This window comes from Corynebacterium propinquum DSM 44285, assembly GCF_000375525.1.
Lineage (GTDB): Bacteria > Actinomycetota > Actinomycetes > Mycobacteriales > Mycobacteriaceae > Corynebacterium > Corynebacterium propinquum.
Map to the genome: position 1 here is coordinate 24070 of NZ_AQXC01000006.1, position 24635 is coordinate 48704.

Here is a 24635-nt window from a genome sequence, read left to right on the forward strand (position 1 = left end):
CACACTGGCTCTCATTTACTGGCTCTCATTTAAGGATCGCCTCCCATGCTTTCTTCTCAGCCTTTTGCTTCCCGCAATCGTTTCTTTACCCGCCCTGCTGTACTGGCTGGATTCTCCTGTGTACTACTTGCCGGAATGCCAGCGGTCGGGTTGGCCCCCAATTCGCCGCTGATCCCGCAGGCCCAGGCGCAGACGCAAGCCCAAAACCAGGCAGATACTGGCACCATCACCGTGGTGCAGGCAGAAAAAGACGGCACCGTATTGCAGGTACAAAAAGACGTCGCTCCTGGTGGTCAAGCGGTGGTGCGCGGGCAAAAATGGGGTGCCGGTTCCACCATCACCGTAAAACTGAACGTGGAAAACAACGCGCAGCTCACACGCACCCAAGATATCATTAACCACCCGGGGAATGGGCAACCGGATCACACCATCTGGGCGCAGTTTCATGCCGATAGCAACGGCAATTTCGAAGAAAAAATCACGTTGCCGAGTAACCTGCAGGCGGGGCAAGCTCTGCGCGTCAACGCAGCCAGCGGCCTGATTGCGGGGCAAGAGCAGCATTCTTTGACCAGCCCGTGGTTGGTAGTCGGCGGGGTGGAATATGTGCCACCGAAAAAAGAAATCATTGCGTGCACCAACACCACACCGAAACCAGAAATCAAAGCCGCAAAGCTAGCCGTGGATGGAAAAGTAAAAATCACCGGAGCTGGTTTTTGTAATACCGAATCCGGCGGCGCGCGCGTGGCTTTCAAATTCAATGCCGGACAGGTCACCCGAACCGATGGCAAATACGCCAACGCCACGATCTGGCACGTAGAACAAGCCGATCCAAAAAACGGCACCCTGGACCTGGAATTGGACTTGCCGACGCCTGCGAACTCGAAAAACATTTTGCAGGAAGGCGAGCACACCATCCAGGTGCTGTCTGGTTCCCTGCAAGAAAACGACCCGGTTTTTACCACCCGGTTGCCTTTTGTCGTCGGTGAGTACCGCCCGTCGGTGCCGCCGGAGCCTGTCCACTATGACGAGGATATTCCGAAGGGCAGCGAACACGATCTGAGCATCACCGAGAATAAAAACTCCCTACGCGTAGCCGTCAACGGTGGCAAAAAGGGCGACTGGGTTTTCGCCAGCACCTATATCGCTGATGGCTCACCCCGCTTGCCGTGGGGAAATTACTGGGCGCGTCTAGACGATAAAGGCGAGCTCACCCTGCCGCTGGACACCGTCAATGGCAAACCGGTTCGTGTGCCGGAAGGTGCATTGAAATTGGTGATCCAGAGTGGAAACCAAGACAATAAAAACGCGGTGCTGGGGTGGAACTGGTGGGAACCGAAGAACCCAACGGTTTCTGCACCACGCCCAGGTACCTCGGGTACAGCAGGCACTGTCGGCACTACAGGCAATGCCGGTGCTTCCGGAGCAGCTGGAACAACTGGTGCGGCCACTGGAGACACCGGTGCTGCTGGTCAGGCGGCGACATCTAATTCTGGGACGAATAAATCTGGGACGAAGCAGATCGACGAATTCACCGCCGCGGTAGGCACGCTGGATGGCGAGCTGAAAAAACTGCTGGCACAGGTGGAAAACTCGACACTCGTCGCCAACCCCGCCGAGGCTGATGCGGGCTATGCAGAAGCCGCGCACTATGACGATGGCGTGCTAGCTGCTGATGGCGATTATGCCGATGAGAACTACCGGGTAGTGCAAGCTTCGACGGTCGATAACGTCAGCGCGGGTATCGCGCAGGCTCCGACAGCCGGACTGGCTAGCGCTGCGAATAACGGTGGCGCCCAAAATTCAGCGGGAACAAACTTTGCGGTTGATGCCTCGGCGATCCAGCAACCGGACAACCCTGCCAGTCATTGGCCTGCTAAGCCTGAGCACGAACCGAACCAGCCCGTCGACAAGCGCGAAGATCTGGATGAGAGCAACTCGGGTGGCCTGGCTGCCGTCTTTGATGGTGATCTGGTCTACATCCAACTGCCGACAAAACAACCTGGTGATTGGGTATTCCTGCACATCTACACCGACGACAAAACAAAAACCACCCCGGTTGGTTGGGCGCAGGTCGACGAATTCGGCGAGATTGCCTTCGATACCTCTGGGCTTCCCGACGGCTCATACACGCTAGCCATCAGCGACGATTCCGGCTTGCTCGGCTGGGTGGACCTGGACCTGGGTAATCAGCTGGCGGAAAACAGCATGGGACGCACTGCAGCCACCCCACGCTTGGCGACGGCTAGTGCTTCCGCCATGAGCGCAGCGGACTGGGGCTTGATTGCGGCTGGCCTGCTGATTTCGGCAGTCGCGGCGGTCGCAGTGGGGCTCGTGGCCCGAAAGAAACGCTGAATTGGCGCGGGATAACAGCAAAGTCAGTTAACACCAGAGTCACAAGACCGGATGTGAAGAAAAGATGATCATGAGTGGGCAGAAGTTCCTGCAGGCAGTACGCCGAATTAGTCTCGTCGCGGTGTTGTCCGGGGCAGTAGTCGCCACGGCTTTTCCCGCGGCGGCATTGCCACCGGGAGGAGCATCCGCGGATACGCCGGGTACGTCGACAAGCGTGAGCCCGCGAACAGTAGAACAATGCGGCACGCTTAACTGGAACGTCGCGGGCTTTCCTGCTGGCGAAACCGTACACATCAAAATTGACGACGGCGACGGAACCGATCAAGCCACCCACGGCGCGGGAGTCGTACAGACCCAGCGCATTGGTAGCGGCGGCACAGCCTCTGGCTCGTTGCAGATTCCGTGCACCATGGCACCCGGCGGACACTGGTTGCGTTACCTAGCGACTGGTGGCGAAAACAACTTGGGATATACCGCCCGCGCCGGTTCTGATTTCACGGTGGTAGCCCGTGCTGGCGGCAACGCTGGTGCTGGTGCAGGTGGCCAACGTCCGCAAGGCCAAGCTGGTGGTGCAGGCCAGAATCAACCGGCACGCAACAACCAAGCCGGTGCGGCCCAGTCCAACCGTAACCAGCCAGCACGCAACCAGGGACAGGCTCCGGCTCGTGGGCAAGGTCAACCGGCTGCGCGGAACCAAGGGGCAGGTGCTGCGGCACCAGCACGCTCCGGAGGTAACGCTGGTGCAGGTGGTGCTGCCGCCGGAGGTGGCGGAGCTGGATCTACGGCTGCAGGAAGCACTGGTGCTGCTGGTAATTCCGGTGGTGGCGGTGGTGCTGGCCGTGCGGCTGGTGCTGTCGCGCCAGCTGGAACACACACTGGCGACGGGGCTGCAGCCGGTGCCGCCGGTGCAGGAGCGATCGGCATCGACGGTGCATTCTTGGCCCAAGACGCGGGTACCGGCACCGCTGGCGTCTTCGATAAAAATGCGGATGATCCCTCGCAGCCCAGTGCTATTTCCCAGGCCGCTGCCCAGCAGGCTTCTGGTGCGCGCGCACCAGTGATCGGTTTGTTCGTCGGTGGCGCGATTTTGCTGGTGGGGCTCACTGCGATCAATGTCTGGGTGCTGCTACAACTGCGCCGTGATCGTCGGGAAGAGCAATACCAGCGCCCAACGCAGTATTTCCACGGCGGGTAGTGCGCATCCATAATGACGAGAATCAGTTTTCTTCCAGCCACTGTGCTCGCGGTGGCTGTGTTGGGTGTGGCGATCGCAGCCTCGCTATTATTCGGCTCCAACAGTATTAGTCCTGGTCAGGTGTGGGCGTCGTTAAGCAATAACGGCGATACCGCCACGGATACCTTGGTTTTGCAGCAGCGGCTTCCGCGCACGATCGTGGTGGTGTTGGTGGGGGCCGCACTCGGTGTGGCCGGTGCGTTGATGCAGGCGTTAACGCGCAACCCACTAGCCGACCCGGGAATCCTGGGCATTAATGCTGGGGCTTCTATCGCGGTGGTTGCCGGGGTGGCGTTTGCTGGCGTGCAAGGGATAAACAATTACATCTTCTTGGCCATCGTCGGCGCTTTGCTGGCCAGCATCATGGTCTATTTGCTCGGTGGCGCGGGTAGGCATTCGGTACCCAGCCCGGCGCGTTTGACCTTGGCGGGTGTGGCGATTTCCATGGCAATTAGTTCTTTGGTGCAGGCCATTATTTTGTCTAACGCGAATGCGTTCAATGAGTTTCGCTATTGGGCTGCTGGCTCCGTGGAAGGACGCGGGTGGCCGGTGCTGGAGCATATCTGGGTGTTTATTGTCCTGGGCTTGGTGTGTGCTTTTGCTTCGGCACCGTCGTTGAATGCTTTGTCTTTAGGGGAAGAAATGGGCACGGCATTGGGCGTGAAAGTCTGGCGCACCCGCGTGCTGACGTTTAGCGCTATCACCATTCTGGCTGGTACTGCCACTGCTGCTGTGGGTCCGTTGATGTTTGTCGGTTTGGCCGTTCCGTATGCTGCGCGTGGGCTATTCGGCCACGATAACCGTGCGATCCTCGCTGGATCTGTGGTCATTGGGCCGGTGTTTTTGTTGGCTGCCGACGTGTTGGCGCGGGTGGTGATAATGCCGCAGGAAGTACAAACTGGGCTGTTATCAGCGGTGCTGGGTGGGCCGATTTTCATTGCCGTGGTGCGCATGAAGAAGATTGGAGCGGTGTAGATGCGGCACAGAATGCATACCAGCGCGCCGAGCCGTTATGTCCACCTTGCCGGAATCCGTTTTTATCGTTCCAGCTTGTGCACTACTGCGGTACTCATCCTGGTCATTATCGCGGCATCGATCGTGGGCTTGTTGTTGGGTGATTATCCGATGACGCTGCAACAAACCGTCGCAGGCTTGTTCGGCATCGGGGATGATCCTTTGATCAGATATTTCGTGCAAGACCAGCGTTTGCCCCGCGTATTTGGCGCGCTCATGGTGGGCGCGGCACTGGGGCTGGCCGGAAATATTTTCCAGCGCCTGTCCAATAATCCGCTGGGCAGCCCGGACATCATCGGTTTTAGCACCGGCTCAGCATCCGGGGCGCTGTTCGCGATCATTATCTTGCAGGCTGGTCCGGCGGCGATCGGGGTAGGAGCAATGTTGGGTGGCGTGGCCAGTGCGACGCTGGTTTACCTGTTGAGCATCAAAAACCGGAAGGTCAGCGGCACCCAACTAGTGCTGGTCGGAATTGGTGCCGCAGCCATCTTGCAAGCGCTCAATTCGATTCTGATTGTGCGCGCGGAGCTAGGACCGGCACAAACCGCCGCGCAGTGGCTGGCGGGATCGCTGAATGCCACCACCTGGCCAGAAATCGGTGTGCTGGTGGCGATCTTGGTGGTGGTAGTCCCGCTCGCATTGCTGCTGGCGCGTCCGTTGCAGATCATGCTCAGCGGCGATGACCTGGCTGCCGGGTTAGGCGTGCGGGTGCACCGGCGACGTCGGGAGATGATCGCGGTAGGGGTCGTGCTGACGGCATTATCTGTCGCTATCGCCGGGCCTATCGCCTTCGTTGCGTTGGCAGCGCCGCAGTTGGCTCGGCGTTTCGATCCCGGCATTGCCATGGTGAATTCCGGGTTGATGGGTGCGGTGTTGGTGTTGGCCAGCGACATCATCGCACAACGTTTGCTCGCTCCGGTGCAGCTTCCTGTTGGCGTGGTGACGGGCAGCCTCGGCGGGGTGTATTTGATTTGGTTATTACTGAGAAAGTGGCACACGAATGACAACTGATGTGATTCTGGCGGGAGAAAACCTGCGGGTCGGCTACGGCGGCACCCCGATTATCGACGGCGTTGACATCGCCATCCCGCGCGGAGAGATCACGGTGATCGTTGGCCCTAATGCCTGCGGTAAATCGACGCTGCTGCGTGCGCTTTCCCGAGTTCTTCCCAGTTCCGGAGTGATTACTCTGGGCGGGAAGCCCTTAGCGGAGATGGGGGCGAAAGAAATTGCGCGCACCATGAGCATGCTTCCGCAATCGCCGGTCACCCCGGATGGCATTCGTGTCGACGAGCTCGTTGCCCGCGGGCGCTACCCCTACCAAAACGTCTTCGGTTCCTGGTCCGCCGCGGACGAAGATGCTGTTGCCACCGCTATGGAACAAGCCGGGATCAGTGAGCATGCTGCCCGGCGCGTCGATGAATTGTCTGGGGGCCAGCGCCAACGCGTATGGCTGGCCATGGTGCTGGCACAGGATACTCCGCTGGTGCTGCTGGATGAGCCCACGACGTATCTCGACATCACCCACCAGGTGGAGGTACTCAACCTCAGCCGAAAATTGCAGCACGCTGGCAAAACCGTGGTGATGGTGCTGCATGAGTTATCCATGGCGTTTCGCTATGCCACCAACTTGGTGGTGATGAAAAACGGTGCCATCCAAGCTCATGGGCCGGTGGGCGAGGTGGTGACCCCCGAGTTGATCTCTGCCGTCTACGAGCTGGAGTGCATATTGCTCGAGGACCCAGAAACTGGCCGGCCCATCGTGGTTCCGAAAGATAACCCTGCTCCGAAAGATCAAGAAGAAAGTTAGTTGTGTCTATTCCCTCGATTTCTCCCTATTCGCTTGCCGACGCGTTGCCCACAGAGCCAACAAAGCCAACAGAGCCCACAGGCACCCCGGCGGTTCTGGATTGGCAGTTAGAACGTGACCGCGCTGCGTTGTTGGTGCACGATATGCAGCAGTATTTTCTTGCTGCTTACCAGCAGGACGCTGAACCGATCAGCACGGTGGTGCGTAATCTGCAGCAGCTGATCGAGCAGGCTGATGCTGCTGGTGTTCCGGTGTTTTATTCCCAGCAACCTCCGGCACAGGCTGCGATTCGTCGCGGATTGTTGACTGACCGGTGGGGCCATGGCCTGCAGACGGAAAGCCAGGCTGCCATCATTGATGCCATCGCCCCACAACCACAGCACCATGTGTTGACGAAGTGGCGGTACTCCGCTTTTGCGCGCACAGATCTCGCTGAAGCACTCCGTTATGCAGGCCGCGATCAGCTGCTGATCACCGGGGTCTATGGACATATTGGGTGTCAGGTGTCTGCAGCCGATGCCTTCATGCGTGATATTCAGCCGTTCGTGGTGGCCGATGCGATCGCGGACTTTTCTGCGGCCAAGCACGCCGGAATGCTGGAGTGGGTAGCCGCGAACTGCGGCGTTGTTGTCCGCACTGCGGATGTAGCGCAGCGATTCGTGGTGACACAGCTATGAGTAACGCAACCACCTCAGAATCTGCGTCGTCGTTGCCGCAGTTCGTGTTCAACCACGCTACTGCTTCGGTGACGGCTACCGGCATCGCGCGTCGTTTTGCTTCGGTTGATGCTGCGCTGGAATTCGCTCACCGCGGCGAACACGCCTTGGTGGGGGCGATGCCGTATCACCCAGGGGAGCCAGCCGCGCTGTTTATTCCCTCTCGCCTGGAACATTCCGATGCACCGTTTCTGGGCGCACAAGCGCAGAGCACTAAGCAGCTGCGCGAGGTGCGTCAGTTGCACAAGACCAGTTACCTGCCCAGCCTGGCAGAACACACCGCCCGGGTAGCGCAGATGCGTCAGCGCATTCGCGCCGGTGAGCTGGACAAGATCGTGCTGTCGCGCCGGGAGGTTTACCAGTTCGCGGGTGCGATTGATCCGTGGCAGGTCTTTGCCGAGCTCACGCGTAATTCCACGGACTGCTATAGCCACTTCGTAGACCTGGGCGCCGGCCGGTATTTCCTGGGCAACAGTCCAGAGGTGCTGATCCGGAAAACCGGCTCTGTTATTTCTTCGTTCCCGCTGGCAGGCAGCGTGCGTCGGCAAGCAGACCCAGACAAAGATCAACAGGTAGCCCAGCAATTGGCGCAATCCAGTAAGGACCAGCACGAACACGCGTTTGTCACAGAAGGAATCCGCGAGGTACTAGCGCCCCTGTGCACGTCGTTGACCGTGCCCGATGAGCCATCGCTGATGCAAACGTCTCATACCTGGCATCTGGGAACCCGTATTCTCGGTGAACTCCGCGACCCGCACCTTAGCGTGGTGGATCTCGCGCGCATGCTGCACCCCACGGCCGCCGTTAACGGGGCACCAGCGTCGGTAGCGCAATCCATACTGGCTGCAGACGAACCCGACCGCGGGTTATACGCCGGAACCGTGGGCTGGGCGGATGAAAACGGTGACGGGGAATGGCGGGTGGCTATCCGCAGCGCACTGCTCGACGGCGACACAGCAACCGCGTATGCCGGCGGCGGAATCGTCGCTGACTCTGATCCAGACACCGAGCTGGAAGAAACCACATTCAAATTGGGTCCAGTGCGCGCAGCACTGGGGATTTAAGGAGAAAGACACCACATGGAGCACGATCCGCTGTATCCTGCCGACGTCGTCGACGCTTATCGACAGGCAGGATTATGGACAGACGATACGTTCGCGCACTTTTTCCACGATGCTGCGCGGCGCTACCCGCAACGCGAGGCAATCTGCGGGCCTGATCTGCACGGCAATTGGGCGTCGCTAAGCTACCAAGAACTCGCCACAGCCATCGACGCCACCGCGGCAGCATTAACCGAGCGGGGAATTCGCGGTACTGACTACGTCGTGATCCAGCTGCCGAATATCGTCGACTACGTCGTTTATGTGGCAGCGGTATTCCGCGTGGGAGCAGTGCCAGTATTTAGCCTGAACTCACACGGTTTAGCGGAGATCACTCACTTCATTCGCACGACTTCCGCTGCTGGGTATATCGGATCCACCCGCGCCGGGGCAGATGCTGCGGTGCTGCAGGAGACCTTCCCGGGTCTGCTCATGATCACTGAGCCCGCACCGCGGCATGCGCAAGCCTCGGATGCTCAGGCTTCGACTGCACAGGTATTTCACCCCGCTGCGCCCAGCGCACTTGATCTAGCATTTTTGCAGGTATCAGGCGGTACCACTGGAACCCCGAAGCTGATTCCACGCACCCATGCGGATTACCTGTATTCCGTGCGCGAATCCGCGAAGATCTGCCAATTATCGCCGCAGACCCGCTTCCTGGTGGCTTTGCCCGCCTCACACAATTTCACGATGTCCTCGCCAGGCATTTTAGGAGTGCTGTATGCAGGCGGAACCGTCGTCATGTGCGATGAACCAGCGCCGTCGGCAATGATGGCGATGATAGCTCAGCATCAGGTAACCATGACCGCGTTGGTCCCGCCGCTGGCTTTGATGTGGGCGCGGCTGCAGCCGATGCTGCGCTGCGATCTAGCAAGCCTGCAGTTACTGCAGGTCGGCGGGGCGAAATTGACTCCGGAGGCGGCGCAGCGGGTAAGTCAGGCCATCGGCTGTCAATTGCAGCAGGTGTTTGGAATGGCGGAAGGGTTGGTGAATTACACGCGTTTGCACGATAGCCACGACCTGGTCATCAATACCCAGGGGCGGCCGATGTCGCCTGCCGATGAAATCATCATCGTGGATGACAACGGCAAAGAAGTACCGCTGGGGGAAAGCGGGCGGTTGTTGACCCGTGGTCCGTACACCATCCGGCGATATTTTAATCACGCGGATCCGGGGGCTTTTACTGAAGACGGATTTTATTGCACGGGCGATATCGTCCGTCAGTTGCCCACCGGGCATTTGGTGATTGAAGGTCGGGAGAAAGATCAAATCAACCGCGGTGGGGAGAAAATTTCTGCGGAAGAAATTGAAAATCACCTACTTGCCCATCCGGGAATCAACGATGCAGCCGTGGTCTCTGTGCCAGATGACTACCTGGGCGAACGCTGCGGTGCATTCATTCTGACCGAACAGCTGACAGAACCCGAAATCCGCGAGCATCTGCGGAAACGCGGCGTGGCGGAATACAAAATTCCGGATGTCTTCCGCATTGCAGCGAACTTCCCATTTACCGGCGTCGGCAAGATCAGCCGGAAAGATCTGCGGCGCCAACTCCAGCACCAATTCGTCTAAACACTATTTTTCTAACCTTAAGGAAGTAAGCCAAACCATGTCTGAACCTTTTTCTGAACCGACCGGCCAACCGACTGAGCAACCCACGATGACGCTTTCCCAATTGCGCGCCGATATCGCCGCGATTTTAGATTGCGACCCCGATGCGCTTTCCGACGACGTCCCGCTGACCGACCAGGGGATGGATTCCATTCGTTTAGTCACCCTGGCGGAAAACTGGCGATTGGCGGGCTACAACGTGCAATTCCACGTACTTTTTGAGCAGCCGTATCTGCGCCAGTGGTTAGCAACTTTTGCAGAAAACTAAGGATTGTGGTGCAGAATTTTTATCTTTCCGCCACCCAACGCGATATTTGGTTGGCGCAGAGTGCACGCCCTGAAAGCGCGCAGTTTCAATGCGCGGAGTTGCTGCATTTTTCCGGTGAATTGGATCGTCCACTGTTGCGCGCGTGCATCCAGGACTGCCTGCAAAAACTCCCGGTAGTCTGCGCCGATTACTACAGCGCCGAGAAGGCACGTTATGCACAAGCACCCGATGGGCCCCAACAGTACATCCCGGTGCATCTCGCACACAGCGAGCTAAAATACGGGCCGGAATTGTTCACCTGGGCATCGCGTACCGCCACGGTATCCGGGAAAAGCGCACTGACTGAGCATTATCTGCTGCAGCTTGCCGACGGCACGACTGCCTGGTTGGCGCGGTTTCATCATTTGGTTGGTGACGGCTATTCCATCCACCGGATGCTGGAGTTTATCTGTGCTACCTACAGTGCGCGCGTAGTTGGGGATCCAGACCCAGCGATTCCATTTGCGCCGGTGAGTGCGCTTGCAAGCGACCAGCCACCAGCAGATTTTCGCCCCGCTGATCCGGAACAACAATCTGCCCTTCTGCTTGGGGCAGCACGCGGGGTGGATGAGGTCGTCGTTACTGGCTATGCCCGTATTAGTACCCCCGGGCCGGTGCACAATATTGTGGCACAGTATTGCGCCAGCCTGGGTAATACTCCGGAAATCTTCCTGGGATTTCCCCAGATGAATCGCCCCATGGGGCAAGTGGCGGTGGATATGCGCCCGCAAGTAAGTATCAACACCCGCAGCTACGATGCTTATGCGAATGAATTTCGCGATGCAGCGTATTCCGGAACCTGCCCACACATCAATATTCGCCCCTTCAGCACCCAGTTTCGTTGCGGTGGCGTGATTGGCTCGTTGCGTACCATCAGCGTGGGCCCCATCCCGGATATAGAAATCATTGTGCAATCCTGCCTGCGTGGCGAGCGCGATATTTTTGTCATGGCTCGTGGCAGCAACCTGCAGGATGTGGTGGATAAGCATGCAGCACGCATTGCTTTTGCTATTGAGCACCCAGATGAGCCGGATTTCTTGCTCCCGGAAGAACGCCAAGAAATCGCGGCTTTCCAGGGCCCGACGCATACGATTGCCGCACCCACATTGGGCGCGCATCTCGCGACGGTTTTAGGATGCGCCCACTATGACGCCACAGATGGCGGACAGAAAATTCTGCTGCGCACCAAGCGGGAACACCTCACCACCGCAGAACTAGCGGGAAGAGTCTTTGGCCTGGCCAACGCACTGCTGTCGGCCGGTGTGCAGCCAGGACAAGCGGTGGCTATTCACCTGGAACGAGGCGTGGATTTTCTGGTGGCCGTCGGCGCGGTGATCACAGTGGGCGGTGTTTTTGTCCCTATCGATCCGCAGCTTCCAGCCGAGCGTCGGCAAGCGATGGCACAGACCGTGCAAGCGCACATTCAGATTGGTGGGCCGAGTATCGGCGGGGCGGTTATTGATCCTGCACAACCACCGCACTCGCCGATCGCGCCGGTGAAACGAGAGCCTGGCGATGCCGCCTACATCATTTTCACTTCCGGGTCGACGGGCACGCCGAAAGCGGTGGTGAACACGCATGCGGGAATCACCAACCGCCTGGCATGGATGGCGGAAAAATATGATCTGACCAGTGACGATATTCTGCTGCATAAAACACCGTCGTCCTTTGATGTCTCCATTTGGGAATACTTGTACCCGTTGACCTATGGCATGGGCGCGTGGGTGTTGGCCCCAGAAGAACACAAAGATCCACAGGCCGTGCAAGCGGCGTTGCATTCGTCGCGAGCAAGCCTGTGCCATTTTGTTCCTTCGGCATTGCAGGGTTATTTGAGTGCGCATGATCCGCAGTTGCCGGTTTATCTGCGCAACGTGATGGTCTCTGGCGAAGCGTTGCCTGCCAGTCTTGCGCAAGCGGCGCGTGTGCAATTGGGCGCCGAGGTACACAACCTTTATGGCCCGGCAGAAGCCGCGATTGATGTCACCGCACACACCGTTACTGATGCGGATCAGCAGTCTGTTCCCATTGGAACGCCGGTGTGGAATACCGAGATTGCGATTGTTGATTTTCAGTCTCGGCAGCTGCCCATTGGGTTTGGTGGGCGACTGATCATCGGCGGCATGCAAGTCGCGCGTGGGTACAAGGGGCTGGTAAGCGAGGCTTTCCAGAACGGAACCTATGACACCGGCGATTATGCGTTGTGGCTTGCCGACGGCCAGTTACACTATTTGGGCCGGAAAGATGCGCAAGTAAAACTGCGTGGTCAGCGGCTTGAGCTTGGTGAGGTGGAAACTGTCATCCAAAAACATCCCGCTGTGGCAGGTGCGGTGGCGCTACTGCGAGACTATCGAGGCCAGCCCGCGCTGGTGGCTTATGTGGTGCTCGATGAGCTCAGTGGTGAGCACAGTGGTGAGCCCAGTGATGAGCTCAGTGATACGCTCCGTTCGGACATTCTTGAACAGTGCCGTGCCCAGTTACCTGCGTATATGGTGCCGAGCTTGGTTCTCCGAATTGCTGACATTCCCGTGACCATCAACGGCAAACTCGACCGCGCGCAATTGCCGGACCCTAATGACAATCCGGGGCTGGATTCTGGGTCGGATTCTGGGTCGGATTCGGGGTCGGATTTAGGAACAGAAGTGGTACTGGCCGCTTTTAGCCGGGTCTTATGCGCTGATATCACCGACCCGAGCACGCATTTTTTTGAAGCTGGCGGAAATTCCTTGACTGCGATCCAGGTGGCGAAAATGCTGCATCTGCGGGTTGCCGATGTTTTTGCCAATCCGACACCTGCTGGGTTGTCGCGGGTGCGACGGCAAGATGGCTTCAGTGAATTTTTGTGGCTGCGTGAGCCCATCGGTGCTGATAGCAATGCCTGCAGCAGCGCTGGTGAAGATCTCATCGTGTGTTTCTACCCGGCAGGCGGGTTGAGCTGGTCATATTTCTCACTAGCATCCTTGGTGCCACACGACGGCCGCGGAATTGTGTGCGTGCAAGCCACAGAGCCGGCGGTGAGCTTGTCAGAAAAGGTGGCTCGTGTGTGCGAGATGCTGCGTGTGCGTGGGGTGGCACGTGTCCAGTTGCTGGGCTGGAGCGTCGGTGGAGTTGTGGCGCAAGATTGTGCGGCGGCGCTTGCAGAAACTGATATTGCGGTGTCTGCGGTGGTGCTGCTTGATTCCTACCCGGCGGAGGTGTGGAAGCAGTTACCGGCCCCCACCGAACAGGAATTATTGGCTGGAGTGTGCGACATGGCTGGTGTGCGTGGCGCTGTGGAATCCGCGAGCGACGTAGTGCGGTGCCTGCGCGAATCCGATGGAGTATTCGGCCAGTTGAGTAACGAGGAGGTCGAGATGATCGTAGCCATGGTGCGGCATAATTCCGCGCAGATGCGCAGCCATAGCACCCGGTTTTATCCGGGCACAGTGCATTGTGTGGTGGCGGCGGCGGAAGCAGACCAGCGTTCGCCGTTATTAATCGCGGATGCATGGCAGCCGCATTGTGCTGAGGTGACTGAGCATCGTGTCGACGCCACGCACCCGGGAATGGTGGCGCCGGAGGTACTCGAGTTCGTCGTCAAGGATCTTTTGGTGGTGGGTGAGTAAACAGGTGTGGGAAGAATAAAATATTGTTAACCATTGCCTGAAACCTACCTGTGAGGTTAGACTACCCAATTGAGTTATGCTTTAGCTCATAGAAACGCAGAAGGAAGAGAAATGAAAATTCGTCGCCACCGTGTCCAGATTACTGGCGCAGCCCTGACCGCATTCAGCTTGTTGCTGGTCAGCTGCAGCCAAGCTGACGAAGACGCCAACGCCTCCGGCACCGCAACCACGAGCGCCGAAGCCACGAGTTCCGATTCCGCGAGCGACAGTGCTGGCAGTGAAGACGATGCCACCTCGTGGCCGCGGACTGTGGATTCGCTCGTTGTGAACAATGGCGAAGTCACTGGTGATACCGAAGAAGTTGAAATCACTGAGCAGCCGAAGAATATCGTGTCGACCTCCGTGACCTTAACCGGCTCTTTGCTGGCTATGGATGCCCCCATTAAAGCGACTGGTGGTGCGAAGGCCGGTGGGCTTGCCGACGAACAGGGATTTTTCTTGCAGTGGGCTGAGGAAGCCAAGGAGCACGGCGTCGAAAGTTTGTACAACCTCGAGGTTGATGTAGAGGCTATCGCGGCGCAGGATCCGGACATGATCGTCGTGAGTGCCAGTGGTCAGGATTCGGCGGTGGCTGAGTATGACAAGCTCAGCGCGATTGGTGTGCCAGTCGTGGTGGTTGATTATTCCGACCAGGGCTGGGATGAGATCATGAGTCTGCTTGCGGAGGCCACCGGGCACGAAAAAGATGCCGCCGAGGCGATTCAACAGTATGAGGATCGCCTGGAAGAGGTTACCGGCGCAATCGAGTTGCCGGAGCAGCCGACGAACTTCGTGATGCCACTGCCTGGTGATCGCGGTTTGAACTTCTGGAGTGCGGAGTCCGCCCAGGGTCAGCTGTTGGAGGATGTCGGATTCGAGGTTGTGGTGCCGGATGAGGAGATCGTCGATACCGCTGGGCCACGGGGCGCGCGCAAGGATGTGAAGACCGTGGTTCCGGAAAATGCCCCGAAGGCAATTACCGGTAACACCGTGTTGACGATGAGCACCACCGGCGACGATCCAGTCGAGGCGCTTAAGAACAACCCATTGTTGGCAGACAATGCGGCCATCACTGCGGGTGAGGTGTATTTGCTGAGTCCAGAGTTATTCCGCCTGGATTACTTCAGCGCCATGATGATGCTGGATGAGCTAGAGAAGCATTTTGCGAAGTAACGTGAAGAAATAACGCGATGAAATTACCCGACGAAGCGCGGGGAAATTAGAATGGCGGTGCTGCCTCGCTGGGGGTAAACGTGGTGGTAGAGGTGGTGCCGAATTCGTCCAGGTCGAAGATCATACTGACGTGATTAAAAAGGTTAAATCCAGATTCTTGCAGTGCAGAAACCCCGGTGTGGATTGCGCGCAACTGGGACTGGAATTGCTTCATTTCGTCCGAATGAAAACTCCACGTGTCTAGAGCACGCTGTAGCCAGGTGAGATCATTGTGCCATAGCTGTTGTTCTTGCGTGTTTGTCAGCGGCTCGTGTTCTTTCTCCTTTTCCTTCCTATTTTCCTTCGATTGTTGACAGCGCACCCAAGGATCGTCGACAGGCGCACTGGCGCGGCGGGCATTTCCGGTGTTTTCAGCGTCGTCGGTAAGCGTTGTATTCATTGTATTTTGTTGAGTGTGCTGCTGCGCTTGTTGAGCTCTGTGCTTTTCTTCCCTGAGTTTTTCCTTTTGCGCTTCCTCGCGGTGAGCTTTACGAGCACAAGCGATCTTTTGCCGCAGTGTTTGTACCCATCTGCGGTTTGGTTTGGCCAGTGGCCCGTCAGCTTCAGTGGACTGCCAGGTGCCGTCGGGGAACAACCACACAACGGTTCCGCTGGCGGGCTCTAAGATGGGCCGGGCCCGGCGATCGGTTTTGATGTTGTGGTGGTGCTGGCACAGCGCGATGAGGTTTACCGGGCTGGTCAGACCACCCTCGTCGTATTCCACCACGTGGTCCATCTGGCAGGTGGTGGCTGGCATGCTACAACCTGGGTAGCGGCAGCATCCATCGCGGCCGGTCACGGCGCTGCGCATCGTCGGTGTGGTGGCGTAGCCTGTGACTTTGTGGTTGGCTACGGCGTCCATGTCGTGGTGCTTGGCTGCTTCACCGGCGAGGGCGTCGGCAGCGGCGCCAAACAGGGTGGCCACGCCAGCGCCGGTAGTCGTCGACACGAACAGCGGGGCGTCGGCAACATCGCTGGCGCGGTAGCAATTCAGCGTCACGGAGGTGTGCGTTTTACCCAGCAAGAGCTCCACGACGGCGTCGCGAAGCGAAATTCCGGCTTGTTTCGCGTGCTCGTGCACGTGCGCATCGATTTTCACGGCAGTAGCGGCGTCGGTATCGAAGTGAAACTCGTGGGTATCGTCGCCATTGCGGCTGTCCAGCGGAATATCGTGGACTTCGTAATTTTTCCGAGTCGGATCCTTGTGCTTCTTCTCCCGAACAGAAGAATCATGCGCTTCGATTTCGCGGTTAATGCGGTTAGTGATGCTGCGTTTCGACGGCATCTGTTGCGCAGGTTTGGTCGGCGTGAGGTAGTCAACCAGCATGTTATCGATAACAGCGAACAGGTGTGCATTGACGTCACCGGCTTTAGCCATTGCGCGGTCAATCGCGATCCACCGATCCATGTCAATATGCCACATTGTGGTCGCTAAATCGCGTAGTTGTGGCAGATCAATCATGCGATAAAACGCTCCGATGATGTCGCCAACCTTGTGGCTGCCCAGCCCACTCTTTTCCGTGAGCTCTTTCAGTAGCAGGTCATAATCAGAATGTTCAAAATCAATGATGGAATCCCAAGCGTGAAACTCTTGCCGACGCAGGGCTGTCATGGCTTGCGCGTCTTCGTCGTGGGGGCTGCAGTGCGTGAAATAAGCGGTGGCGTCGGTGTTCACGGATTCCCTCCCCCGAATATGCTTGCTAACTGGAATGACTTTAGTCTAACGCAAATAACGTAAAAGCACAACAGTGTTCGAATAAGAATGTGCCCTAAAAATTTGGGGCAGCAACTCGGGGAGTCTGTCGAACATGTGGAGATTGCTTGGTATCTCGCCAGTTAAAGTAGGTTTCTAGCATGTTTTCCAGCGTGCAGCAATCGAACATTGCACAGTGTAGTGTGCAAGTAGAAACCTTCGATTTAATTTTCGTATTGCATGATAGTCGGGTCGGTGAGCGAGCAGTTTCTCATGGTCAACCAAGTAGTAAGAATTGTAAAGATTGTAAAAGTTGTAAGAGTTGTAAACAGTAGTAAAGCGGTTGTCTATAATGATGGTATGGCACGTACGAAAAACCCATTTAGTCCAGGAACTGGCACGACTCCACCGTATCTTGCTGGTCGGGTAGATGAACTTACTGATTTTCGTTACGCGCTTCTGGACGGGCCCGGTTCGCATGAGCGCCTAAGTCTGGTATCTGGAATGCGGGGAGTTGGCAAAACTGTATTGCTCAATGAATTTGAAGATATCGCCCATGCAGAGTCCTGGTGGGTCATCTCGGAAACCGCGACTCCAGGTTTTATGGAAAGAATCCGTGACAAAATTTATTCTCTCGCGAAAGACCAATTTGACCTAGTTTCGCGAAAACTGACGGGCCTTAATATTGCTTCGCTCGGAGGGATTCAGTTGAGTGAGGCAGAAAAATTCACGCCAACGGTTACGCTTCGGGATGTTCTTACAGATTTTTTGGAATTACAGGCAGAGCGAGATGAAAAGCTAAACCAACCACCTGTCGGGGTGCTGATAACGCTCGATGAACTGCACTACTACCATCAGAGTGAAATCATTGAATTCGGTGCTACGATACAGCATTTGGTGCGCGAAAACCGAGAAATAGCGCTTGCAATGGCAGGGATTCCACAATCCATTAAGCCACTGTTGGCAAATGACCGGGGGAGAAATCCGGTGACATTTTTGCGCCGCGCAAATCGTATTGACTTAGGGCTTATATCTGACGATGACGTTGCAATCGCACTCGCAGAACCGTTGAAGAATACAGAAATTTCATGGGACGACGATGCATTAGCCGAAGCGGTTTCGATCTGCGGCGGGTATCCATTCATGATTCAGTTAATCGGGCAGCAAGCTTTTCGCAAGAAGGAGGGGAGGACGATTTCTATCGCTGCTGTTCGGACAGGTGGTGAAACTGCGCGCCGGAAATTAGGGCAATTGGTGCACGACACTGCCTTGAGCGATCTTTCACCAGTGGACCGAACATTTCTCGCTGCGATGGCAGTTGACAATGGTCCATCGCGCATGGCAGATATTGCACAACGATTAAAAGCCGATGCACAATACGTAGGAAAATATCGTGGCCGACTGCTCGAAGCCGGGGTGATTGTCCGTACCGCCCACGGATATGTTGATTTCCAATTACCCTACATGCGTGATTATCTGCGTAAACATGTAGTCGTTGATTCATTGGCAGTAACGGATTTGTTTAATGAATAAGGTGGTCGCGTTTGTATCGCTCGCGATACCCACATCACCAACCTTAATTCACTAACCCCGCGTGCGGTTAATCGCCGCCATGATCTCCAGTTTGCGTGGCAACGCTAAACGTCCCGGGTGCTTGCCAGGTGTGCCACCACCCGAAAAACGGGAAACCGCATCGATGCCACCCTGCTTGACCTGATCCAACACCTCGTCGACAAGCGCAGCAGACTCACCGTGCTGCGTGCTCAAACTATCTAAAATCGAAGCAATCGCGCGGGTCTGCGAACCATCCACCAGCTGCGATAACGCGGATAAATCAATAAAACCCTTGCCGACGCGAATGCCCGCGCCCTTGGCCTGCGGCGGCTTTTTCGCACGAAAGCGCTTCGCCGGCAGCGGCCGGTGTGCAGGCTTCGGAAACGGTTCCTGCTTGTCGACGGCGCGCGCCAAACCAGCAGCACGCTCCGTGATGTCATACGGGTGGTAGGAATCCATGTGGATCACCGTGTCCGCGACGTCGATAAATGCCGCGGATCCACCCGCGACCAGCACCGTCGACACGCCAACCGCAGCCAGCCCGCGCACGCGATCAACCAGGGGAGTGATCGGTTCCTTCTCCGTCGGAATCAGCTCACGCATGCGCTCATCGCGAATCATGAAATTCGTCGCGGACGTGTCCTCGTCGATCAACAACGCAGACGCACCGGCCTCCAGCGCCTCCATCAGCCCCGCGGCCTGGGAAGTAGAACCGGAGGCGTTATCCGTGGAAAAGCTCGTGGTATCCGTCTGCGCTGGCAAGTTAGAGATGAACTGCGAAATATCCACGTCCGTGATCGCGCGGCCATCCTCGGCGCGCAGGGACGCAGCGGAATCGACGGTGATCGCAAACTCGCGGCCATCGCCAGCAACGTGGTTGTACACGCCGCGCTCCAGCGCCTTCAACAACGTGGACTTTCCGTGATAACCACCGCCAACAATCACCGTGACACCAGCAGGAACGCCCATACCGGTTACTTCGCGTCCCGACGGCAACTGGAAAGTGGTGCGCAGCGAATCCGGTGAACGAAACGGCACCGCCTTTTCTGCCGGTGTGTCGCGGTGGCCAGCAGAACGCGGCAGGCAGGAGCCATCACCGATAAACGCGATCATGCCCCGCCCCGGTAGCTGTTCACGCAGGTAGTTCTGGTCGCGCTCAAGCAGCACTGCTTCGTGCAGGTCGTCGGCAGGAAAATCAAGTGCTTGGTCCAGGGCTGCCGGAAGCACGTCGCACAGCAAAGCCCGCGCCTTACGCCCCAGGATCTTGCGGCCGCGGGCTGGCAGTTGCACCTCAATGCGCAAGGTAGCGGTGTTAGAACGGGTGCCGGAGCCCGCCCCGGCGTCGTCGGCAAGCACGACGCTGGCCCGGTCCAATACCTGCTGGCCCGGCTGGTCAATGTGCAAGTCGCGGTCGCCGGAAAAGGCCTGGGCAATGCGGCGCGTCAGGAAATCACGCGCGGCCACCCCAGCCAACTCTGCAGGAACCGGGTTGGGCACGTCGACCTGCATCAATGACGGCGGAGCAAAAGGATCAGACTGCACTTTATCCACGCGCAGCCGGTATTCGCCCAGCTCATAGCTGCCGTGCAATTTCTTGTAGGCACCGTAACCAGCGCCGTCGAGGGAAGTTAATAAACGTGCAAGGCTCATGCGCCCCAGCCTACGTATTGGGCGGGGTGTCGTGGAAAGGCACCGAAAAACTTTCGGTATACATAAGAATATGACTGCCACTACCGCGGACTCTGCCGGTTGCTCGGGCACTGCCAGCTCAGCCAGCCCAGCCAGCTCTGCCGGCTGCGCGACGAAGACTACCAGCTCCAGCAAATCCATGATTGCCAGCTGGTTCCTCTGGAGTTGGGGCAACGCCTCGGTCTCGGCAGTGATGGTCACCTTCGTTTTCGGCACCTACCTCGCCTCAGACGTCTTCGGCCCCGACGAACGCGGAACCCAGTGGCTGACCAGCGCGAACGCCATCGCCGGTATCATTATTGCGGTGACCGCACCGGTGATTGGGCAGCGCGCGGATAAAACCGGCAGGCGCAAGCTGTGGCTGATCGTGCACACCTTGCTGGTGGTGGGGCTGATGGCGGCGTGCTTCTTTGTGCAGCCAGAACCAGGATTTCTCCTGCTCGGGGTGAGCCTGTTGGCTGCCCTGACACTTTTCGACGAATTCGCCAACCTGAACTACAACGCCATGATCGTCGACATCGCCCGTGAGGGGAATATGGGGCGGATCTCTGGTATCGGCTGGGGCTTCGGTTATCTCGGCGGTATAGGGCTGTTGATGTTGGTGTACCTGAGCCTGATTGCGGGCGAACCGCCGCACATTTTCGGTATTGGGGAACATGATGCACTGAATATTCGCGCCGTCGCCGTGGTCGCTGCCGCCTGGTTTTTAATTTTTGCGCTGCCGCTGCTGCTCCACAAAGAAAAAACTGCAGATAAAAACACCATCGAGCACGTCAGTATTGCGCAATCGTACCGACGCCTGCTCGCCGTCATCGTTCGGCTGTGGCGCGACGACCGCAATACCTTCTGGTTCCTGGTGTCCTCGGCGATCTACCGCGATGGGCTTTCTGCAGTTTTTGCCTATGGCGCGATCCTGGGCACCACGCTGTACGGCATCTCCCCGGCCAATGTCATCATTTTCGGCATCGCGGGAAACGTGATCTCTGCGCTTGGGGCGTTTTTGGGTGGCTGGTTGGACGACCGGCTGGGGCCTAAATTCGTGATCAGTGCGAGTCTTTGGGCGCTCTTGGCGACGGCCGTGGTGCTGCTCGTTTTTAGTGAAGAGCGTGGACCGATCACTCCGACGCTCGCATTCTGGATTTTTGGTCTTGGACTCTGTTTGTTCGTTGGGCCTGCCCAGGCGTCGTCGCGTGGTTTTATTGGGCGAATTGCCCCACCAGAAAAAGCAGGGGAATTATTTGGCCTGTATGCCACAGCCGGGCGCAGCGTGTCGTTTCTCGCACCGGTGATGATCAGCATTTTCTTGGCACTGCTCGGCAACAATATCGCGATCATTCTGGCGATCGCGACGATCCTGGCCGTCGGCCTGGCGCTGCTGTATAAGGTGGATAACCCGCGTGAACACGCACGGGTTGTATAAGAGGTACGCGGGAGATGGATTTTCACTGTTAACCATCCCTAATTGCGAGACTACTTGTGAATAATGGGGGTAGTCAGGCCGGGAAAGGAATATCAATTAATGACTCTCAATGCCTATGTTCATGTAAGTTGGGATGGGTATCGATTAATACTAGATCATATTGAGAACTTTAATTTACGGTTTTTCTTGATTTGGTCGGGTATATTTCTTTTGCTACCTATGTCCGTAGGAGTCGCTGTAGGATATGCACTCTTTCAAGAGTTGCCTTCAGATGAATTGAAAAACTATTCATATTGGGAAGGCTTTGCAAAAGTCTTAAAATCTGGGGTGCCAGGTTATTGTGTGGGACTTATTTTACCTTTTGCTTGGTTAAGTTGGTCTGGGTATGTAGAAAATAATATGCCCCGTATCGGCCCCCCGGGTGAATATTCGTATTGGCAAGCATTCGGGCTAGTTGGGACTGCAATAATTATCTCGGTAATACTTAATCTTAAGAACCGTCTTTTGCTCGTACCTGGGATAACTGTGCCATTGGGAATTACGATGGGAATGGCTACAGTGTTCGTTGTTATTGAATCTACTGTGCCCGACAATATTAGCGGTTTAGCAACGGCTTACACTTCTGTTGTTGGCACTCTAATTTTAATAGTGGTCAATCTCCCTCTTTCGATATGGAAGTTTCGCAAAAACAAGCCAAGAATAGAGGGTAACGCTCAGTGAAACTACTATGCTATTTGCGGGCAACGCCAATTTACGCACGTGAGTCATATTTCGCGGTGGTTAATCTTGCTCAGCGTGATCACCTTTAACAAAAATTGAGGACAAAATGGACTTTCACATAGAACGATTTATTAATATCGCAGGATTTTTGGTTGTTGCGCCTACTACAGCTGCTTTGTTGGCGTTATATCTTGCTTTCAGTTTCTCTGTGGAGAGCCGAAATGCCCTAGACCAACTGAAATGGCCGTTTTCCGTATTTTTATTGAGCCGTTGGTTCGCTGGTTTTATTTTGGGGCCTGTGCTTGCTGCAGCCTGGCTAAGCTGGTCGGCTAGCCCAGGTTTAGAAGGAGCGGGATTTTTTCCGGGAACCTATCCGTACTGGCAGATTGCGCTGTGCATTCTGAGCGTAGGGGGAGTTTCCATCATGATTAATATGTGGTGCGCGATCCCCCTATTGGGTGGCTTTCTCGCACCGCTTGCGATGTCATCGGGAATTGCTTTCGGCGAAGCGTATTTGGAATCATTCGGAGTGGCAAGCCAACAAGGTATCGGCACCGTGATGGCTTTTGCTGGCTCATTTATCGGTTTGCTGGTCCTCAATTTCCCGGTAGCGATCTGGCGGGACAAGCGAAAGAACCATGCTACTGCCGATAACTAGCCAAGAAATTGCCCAAACGCTCAATCGCATTCTCGAGCTGTGACGCCCATGGCAGCGTGACCACACGGAAGTGGTCTGGGTGCGGCCAGTTAAACCCTGTGCCCTGCACCATCAGAATCTTTTCTTGTTTCAAAATATCCAGCATCAGCTTCGCGTCGTCATGAATCTCATGCACATTAGGGTCCAACCTCGGGAAGCAATACAGCGCGCCCTTCGGCTTGACGACGGACACGCCCGGGATCTCACTCAGCTTTTCATAAGCGATATCGCGCTGCTTCAACAAACGCCCGTTTTCACCGGTCAACTGGTAAATCGATTGCTGCCCGCCGAGTGCCACCTGAATCGCGTGCTGTGCTGGCACATTCGGGCACAAACGCGTGCCCGCCAGCATCTCCAGGCCTTCGATCAAACCAGAAGCATTCCGCTTCGGCCCCGTGATCACCATCCAGCCTGCACGGTAGCCGGCCACACGGTAGGCCTTCGACAAACCATTAAAAGTAATGCACACCAGATCCGGTGCCAAGGAGGCGGTGGAAATGTGCTTCGCGTCGTCGTAAAGAATCCGGTCATAAATCTCGTCGGACAGCAACAACAGCTGGTTCTCTCGGGCAATATCTACTAGCTGCTGCAACACCTCACGCGAATACACCGCGCCCGTGGGGTTATTCGGGTTGATGATCACCAGCGCTTTGGTCTTCGGGGTGATCTTGGACTTCAGATCCTCAATATCCGGGTTCCAGCCGTCGTCCTCATTGCCCAGGTAGTGCACGGGAACGCCGCCAGCCAGGGAGGTGGCCGCAGACCACAAAGGATAATCCGGGGCTGGGATCAGTACCTCGTCGCCGTCGTTCAGCAGCGCCTGGGTGGTCATGGTGATCAGCTCGGAAACCCCATTGCCCAAAAAGACATCGTCAATATCGAACGTTGGGAAATCCTCCAACTCGTAGCGGGTGACGATCGCCCGGCGCGCCGGAACAATGCCCTTTGAGGTGGAATAACCCTGCGCGGTGGGCAGCGCGGAAATCATATCCCGCATGATCACATCCGGGGCATCAAAACCGAACGTCGCTGGGTTGCCCGTGTTCAGCTTCAGGATGCGGTGGCCGTCCGCCTCCATGCGCTCGGCTAAATCCGCGACCGGGCCGCGGATCGCGTAGGCCATATTCTTGATCTTGTCGGATTGATCAAAAATGCGCGCAGGGTGACGTGGATGACTCATTCCTCTATTTTGCCAAAAACGCTAACGGTTTTTCCATTTGTGCAACTGTTCCCGCGCCATGTTCATCGCATCCCCGCTCAACTCCGCAGCCTGCGCCCGACGCTCCGCCCACTGCTGGCGCGTCAACTCCTTTTGCTCTGCACGACGCCCAGCCTCTGCAGCGCGGATTTCTTTGCGACGCTGCCGCTCCAACTGCGCCGGTGACGGGCGGTGCCAGGAATCCGGGCCGATCTGCATGACATACAGTGCGATCCAAATCGCCGGAACCACGAATGCACTCAGCATTGCTAAGCCGCCGAACAACATCGCGGTGCCGGTGCTTCCCGCCTCGAAGGCCAACGCGACGAAGCCCGGAAACGCGATCATGCCCGCCAGGGACGTCAGAATCGACGTGCCCAGCCGCGGCTTCTTCGCGGCCTCTCGTGCGCGCTGCACCTGGGATTCGGAATAGTACTTCTCGACGGCGCCGCCGGTGGCTTGCTGCGTAAACGGGATATCCACGAATACCTGATCCAGGTCGCGCTGGTATTGCGCCTGGGTGACGGCCGCGCACCGATCGTCAAATTCGTCGATCTGCAAACGGCCTTCCGCTAAGGCGTGGCCCAGGGCGTTCATCGCCTGGTCGCGGTCTGCATCCGACAGGCGCATCGACGCATCACTCTGATTGAACGGGGTGCTCATACCG

19 protein-coding genes are annotated in these 24635 nt (G+C 56.9%); 15 read left to right on the forward strand and 4 right to left on the reverse strand.

Annotated features, from left to right (window positions below; translation table 11 throughout):
• Positions 1 to 45: 45 nt before the first annotated feature.
• The 11 genes from B142_RS13760 to fepB all read left to right on the forward strand — a co-directional run bounded on the left by B142_RS13760 (position 46) and on the right by fepB (position 14958).
• Positions 46 to 2352, forward strand: coding sequence for a hypothetical protein (locus B142_RS13760; RefSeq protein WP_018120703.1), 2307 nt, complete (start codon positions 46 to 48; stop codon positions 2350 to 2352).
• Between the two features lie 70 nt (positions 2353 to 2422).
• Entirely contained in the window at positions 2423 to 3547 is a 1125-nt protein-coding gene (locus tag B142_RS12930) for a hypothetical protein (RefSeq protein WP_051067310.1), read from the forward strand.
• Positions 3548 to 3559: 12 nt separating this feature from the next.
• The gene (locus B142_RS0106330; protein ID WP_026167901.1) at positions 3560 to 4561 is read left to right on the forward strand and encodes a FecCD family ABC transporter permease; all 1002 of its coding nucleotides are present in this window, start codon (positions 3560 to 3562) and stop codon (positions 4559 to 4561) included.
• Entirely contained in the window at positions 4562 to 5611 is a 1050-nt protein-coding gene (locus tag B142_RS0106335; RefSeq protein ID WP_026167902.1) for a FecCD family ABC transporter permease, read from the forward strand.
• Positions 5601 to 6410, forward strand: coding sequence for an ABC transporter ATP-binding protein (locus B142_RS0106340; RefSeq protein WP_018120707.1), 810 nt, complete (start codon positions 5601 to 5603; stop codon positions 6408 to 6410). Before B142_RS0106335 ends, B142_RS0106340 begins: the two co-directional genes overlap by 11 nt.
• Before the next feature lie 2 nt (positions 6411 to 6412).
• The gene (locus B142_RS0106345) at positions 6413 to 7087 is read left to right on the forward strand and encodes an isochorismatase family protein (protein ID WP_018120708.1); all 675 of its coding nucleotides are present in this window, start codon (positions 6413 to 6415) and stop codon (positions 7085 to 7087) included.
• Positions 7084 to 8190 carry an isochorismate synthase gene (locus B142_RS0106350; protein ID WP_018120709.1) on the forward strand — a complete coding sequence of 369 codons (1107 nt, stop codon included), beginning with the start codon at positions 7084 to 7086 and terminating at the stop codon, positions 8188 to 8190. Before B142_RS0106345 ends, B142_RS0106350 begins: the two co-directional genes overlap by 4 nt.
• Positions 8191 to 8205: 15 nt before the next feature.
• Positions 8206 to 9798: a (2,3-dihydroxybenzoyl)adenylate synthase gene (locus B142_RS0106355; protein ID WP_018120710.1), complete on the forward strand. Its 1593-nt coding sequence runs from the start codon at positions 8206 to 8208 to the stop codon at positions 9796 to 9798.
• Positions 9799 to 9835: 37 nt separating this feature from the next.
• Positions 9836 to 10105 carry a phosphopantetheine-binding protein gene (locus tag B142_RS0106360; RefSeq protein ID WP_018120711.1) on the forward strand — a complete coding sequence of 90 codons (270 nt, stop codon included), beginning with the start codon at positions 9836 to 9838 and terminating at the stop codon, positions 10103 to 10105.
• 5 nt (positions 10106 to 10110) lie between these two features.
• On the forward strand, positions 10111 to 13746 hold the full coding sequence (locus tag B142_RS0106365; protein ID WP_018120712.1) for a non-ribosomal peptide synthetase: 3636 nt from the start codon (positions 10111 to 10113) through the stop codon (positions 13744 to 13746).
• Positions 13747 to 13857: 111 nt separating this feature from the next.
• A complete protein-coding gene (gene fepB / locus B142_RS0106370) occupies positions 13858 to 14958 on the forward strand; it encodes a Fe2+-enterobactin ABC transporter substrate-binding protein (protein WP_018120713.1) in 1101 nt (366 codons plus the stop codon).
• A 46-nt stretch (positions 14959 to 15004) separates the two neighbouring features.
• Here the strand turns inward: fepB and B142_RS12935 are convergent, their stop codons facing one another.
• The gene (locus tag B142_RS12935; protein ID WP_018120714.1) at positions 15005 to 16672 is read right to left on the reverse strand and encodes an HNH endonuclease signature motif containing protein; all 1668 of its coding nucleotides are present in this window, start codon (positions 16670 to 16672) and stop codon (positions 15005 to 15007) included.
• A 378-nt stretch (positions 16673 to 17050) separates the two neighbouring features.
• Here B142_RS12935 and B142_RS0106380 point away from each other — a divergent pair, with 378 nt between their 5' ends.
• Complete coding sequence (locus B142_RS0106380) at positions 17051 to 18223, forward strand: ATP-binding protein (RefSeq protein ID WP_026167905.1); 1173 nt, start codon at positions 17051 to 17053, stop codon at positions 18221 to 18223.
• A 51-nt stretch (positions 18224 to 18274) separates the two neighbouring features.
• Here the strand turns inward: B142_RS0106380 and B142_RS0106385 are convergent, their stop codons facing one another.
• A complete protein-coding gene (locus B142_RS0106385; protein WP_018120716.1) occupies positions 18275 to 19894 on the reverse strand; it encodes an ABC-ATPase domain-containing protein in 1620 nt (539 codons plus the stop codon).
• Positions 19895 to 19964: 70 nt separating this feature from the next.
• Between B142_RS0106385 and B142_RS0106390 the strand changes: the two genes are divergently transcribed.
• From B142_RS0106390 to B142_RS0106400, 3 genes are all read left to right on the forward strand, one after another.
• Positions 19965 to 21353 (forward strand): MFS transporter, encoded by a 1389-nt coding sequence (locus tag B142_RS0106390; RefSeq protein WP_018120717.1) that lies wholly within the window; start codon positions 19965 to 19967, stop codon positions 21351 to 21353.
• A 99-nt stretch (positions 21354 to 21452) separates the two neighbouring features.
• Positions 21453 to 22073 carry a hypothetical protein gene (locus B142_RS13565; protein ID WP_147578747.1) on the forward strand — a complete coding sequence of 207 codons (621 nt, stop codon included), beginning with the start codon at positions 21453 to 21455 and terminating at the stop codon, positions 22071 to 22073.
• Between the two features lie 106 nt (positions 22074 to 22179).
• Positions 22180 to 22731, forward strand: coding sequence for a hypothetical protein (locus tag B142_RS0106400; RefSeq protein ID WP_039733937.1), 552 nt, complete (start codon positions 22180 to 22182; stop codon positions 22729 to 22731).
• On the opposite strand, the gene B142_RS0106405 is transcribed toward B142_RS0106400, so the two are convergent.
• Together B142_RS0106405 and B142_RS0106410 are read right to left on the reverse strand one after the other, a co-directional pair.
• On the reverse strand, positions 22715 to 23950 hold the full coding sequence (locus B142_RS0106405) for a pyridoxal phosphate-dependent aminotransferase (RefSeq protein ID WP_018120720.1): 1236 nt from the start codon (positions 23948 to 23950) through the stop codon (positions 22715 to 22717). The genes B142_RS0106400 and B142_RS0106405 overlap by 17 nt on opposite strands.
• A gap of 21 nt (positions 23951 to 23971) precedes the next feature.
• Positions 23972 to 24631 (reverse strand): DUF1707 SHOCT-like domain-containing protein, encoded by a 660-nt coding sequence (locus tag B142_RS0106410; protein ID WP_018120721.1) that lies wholly within the window; start codon positions 24629 to 24631, stop codon positions 23972 to 23974.
• Positions 24632 to 24635: the final 4 nt, after the last annotated feature.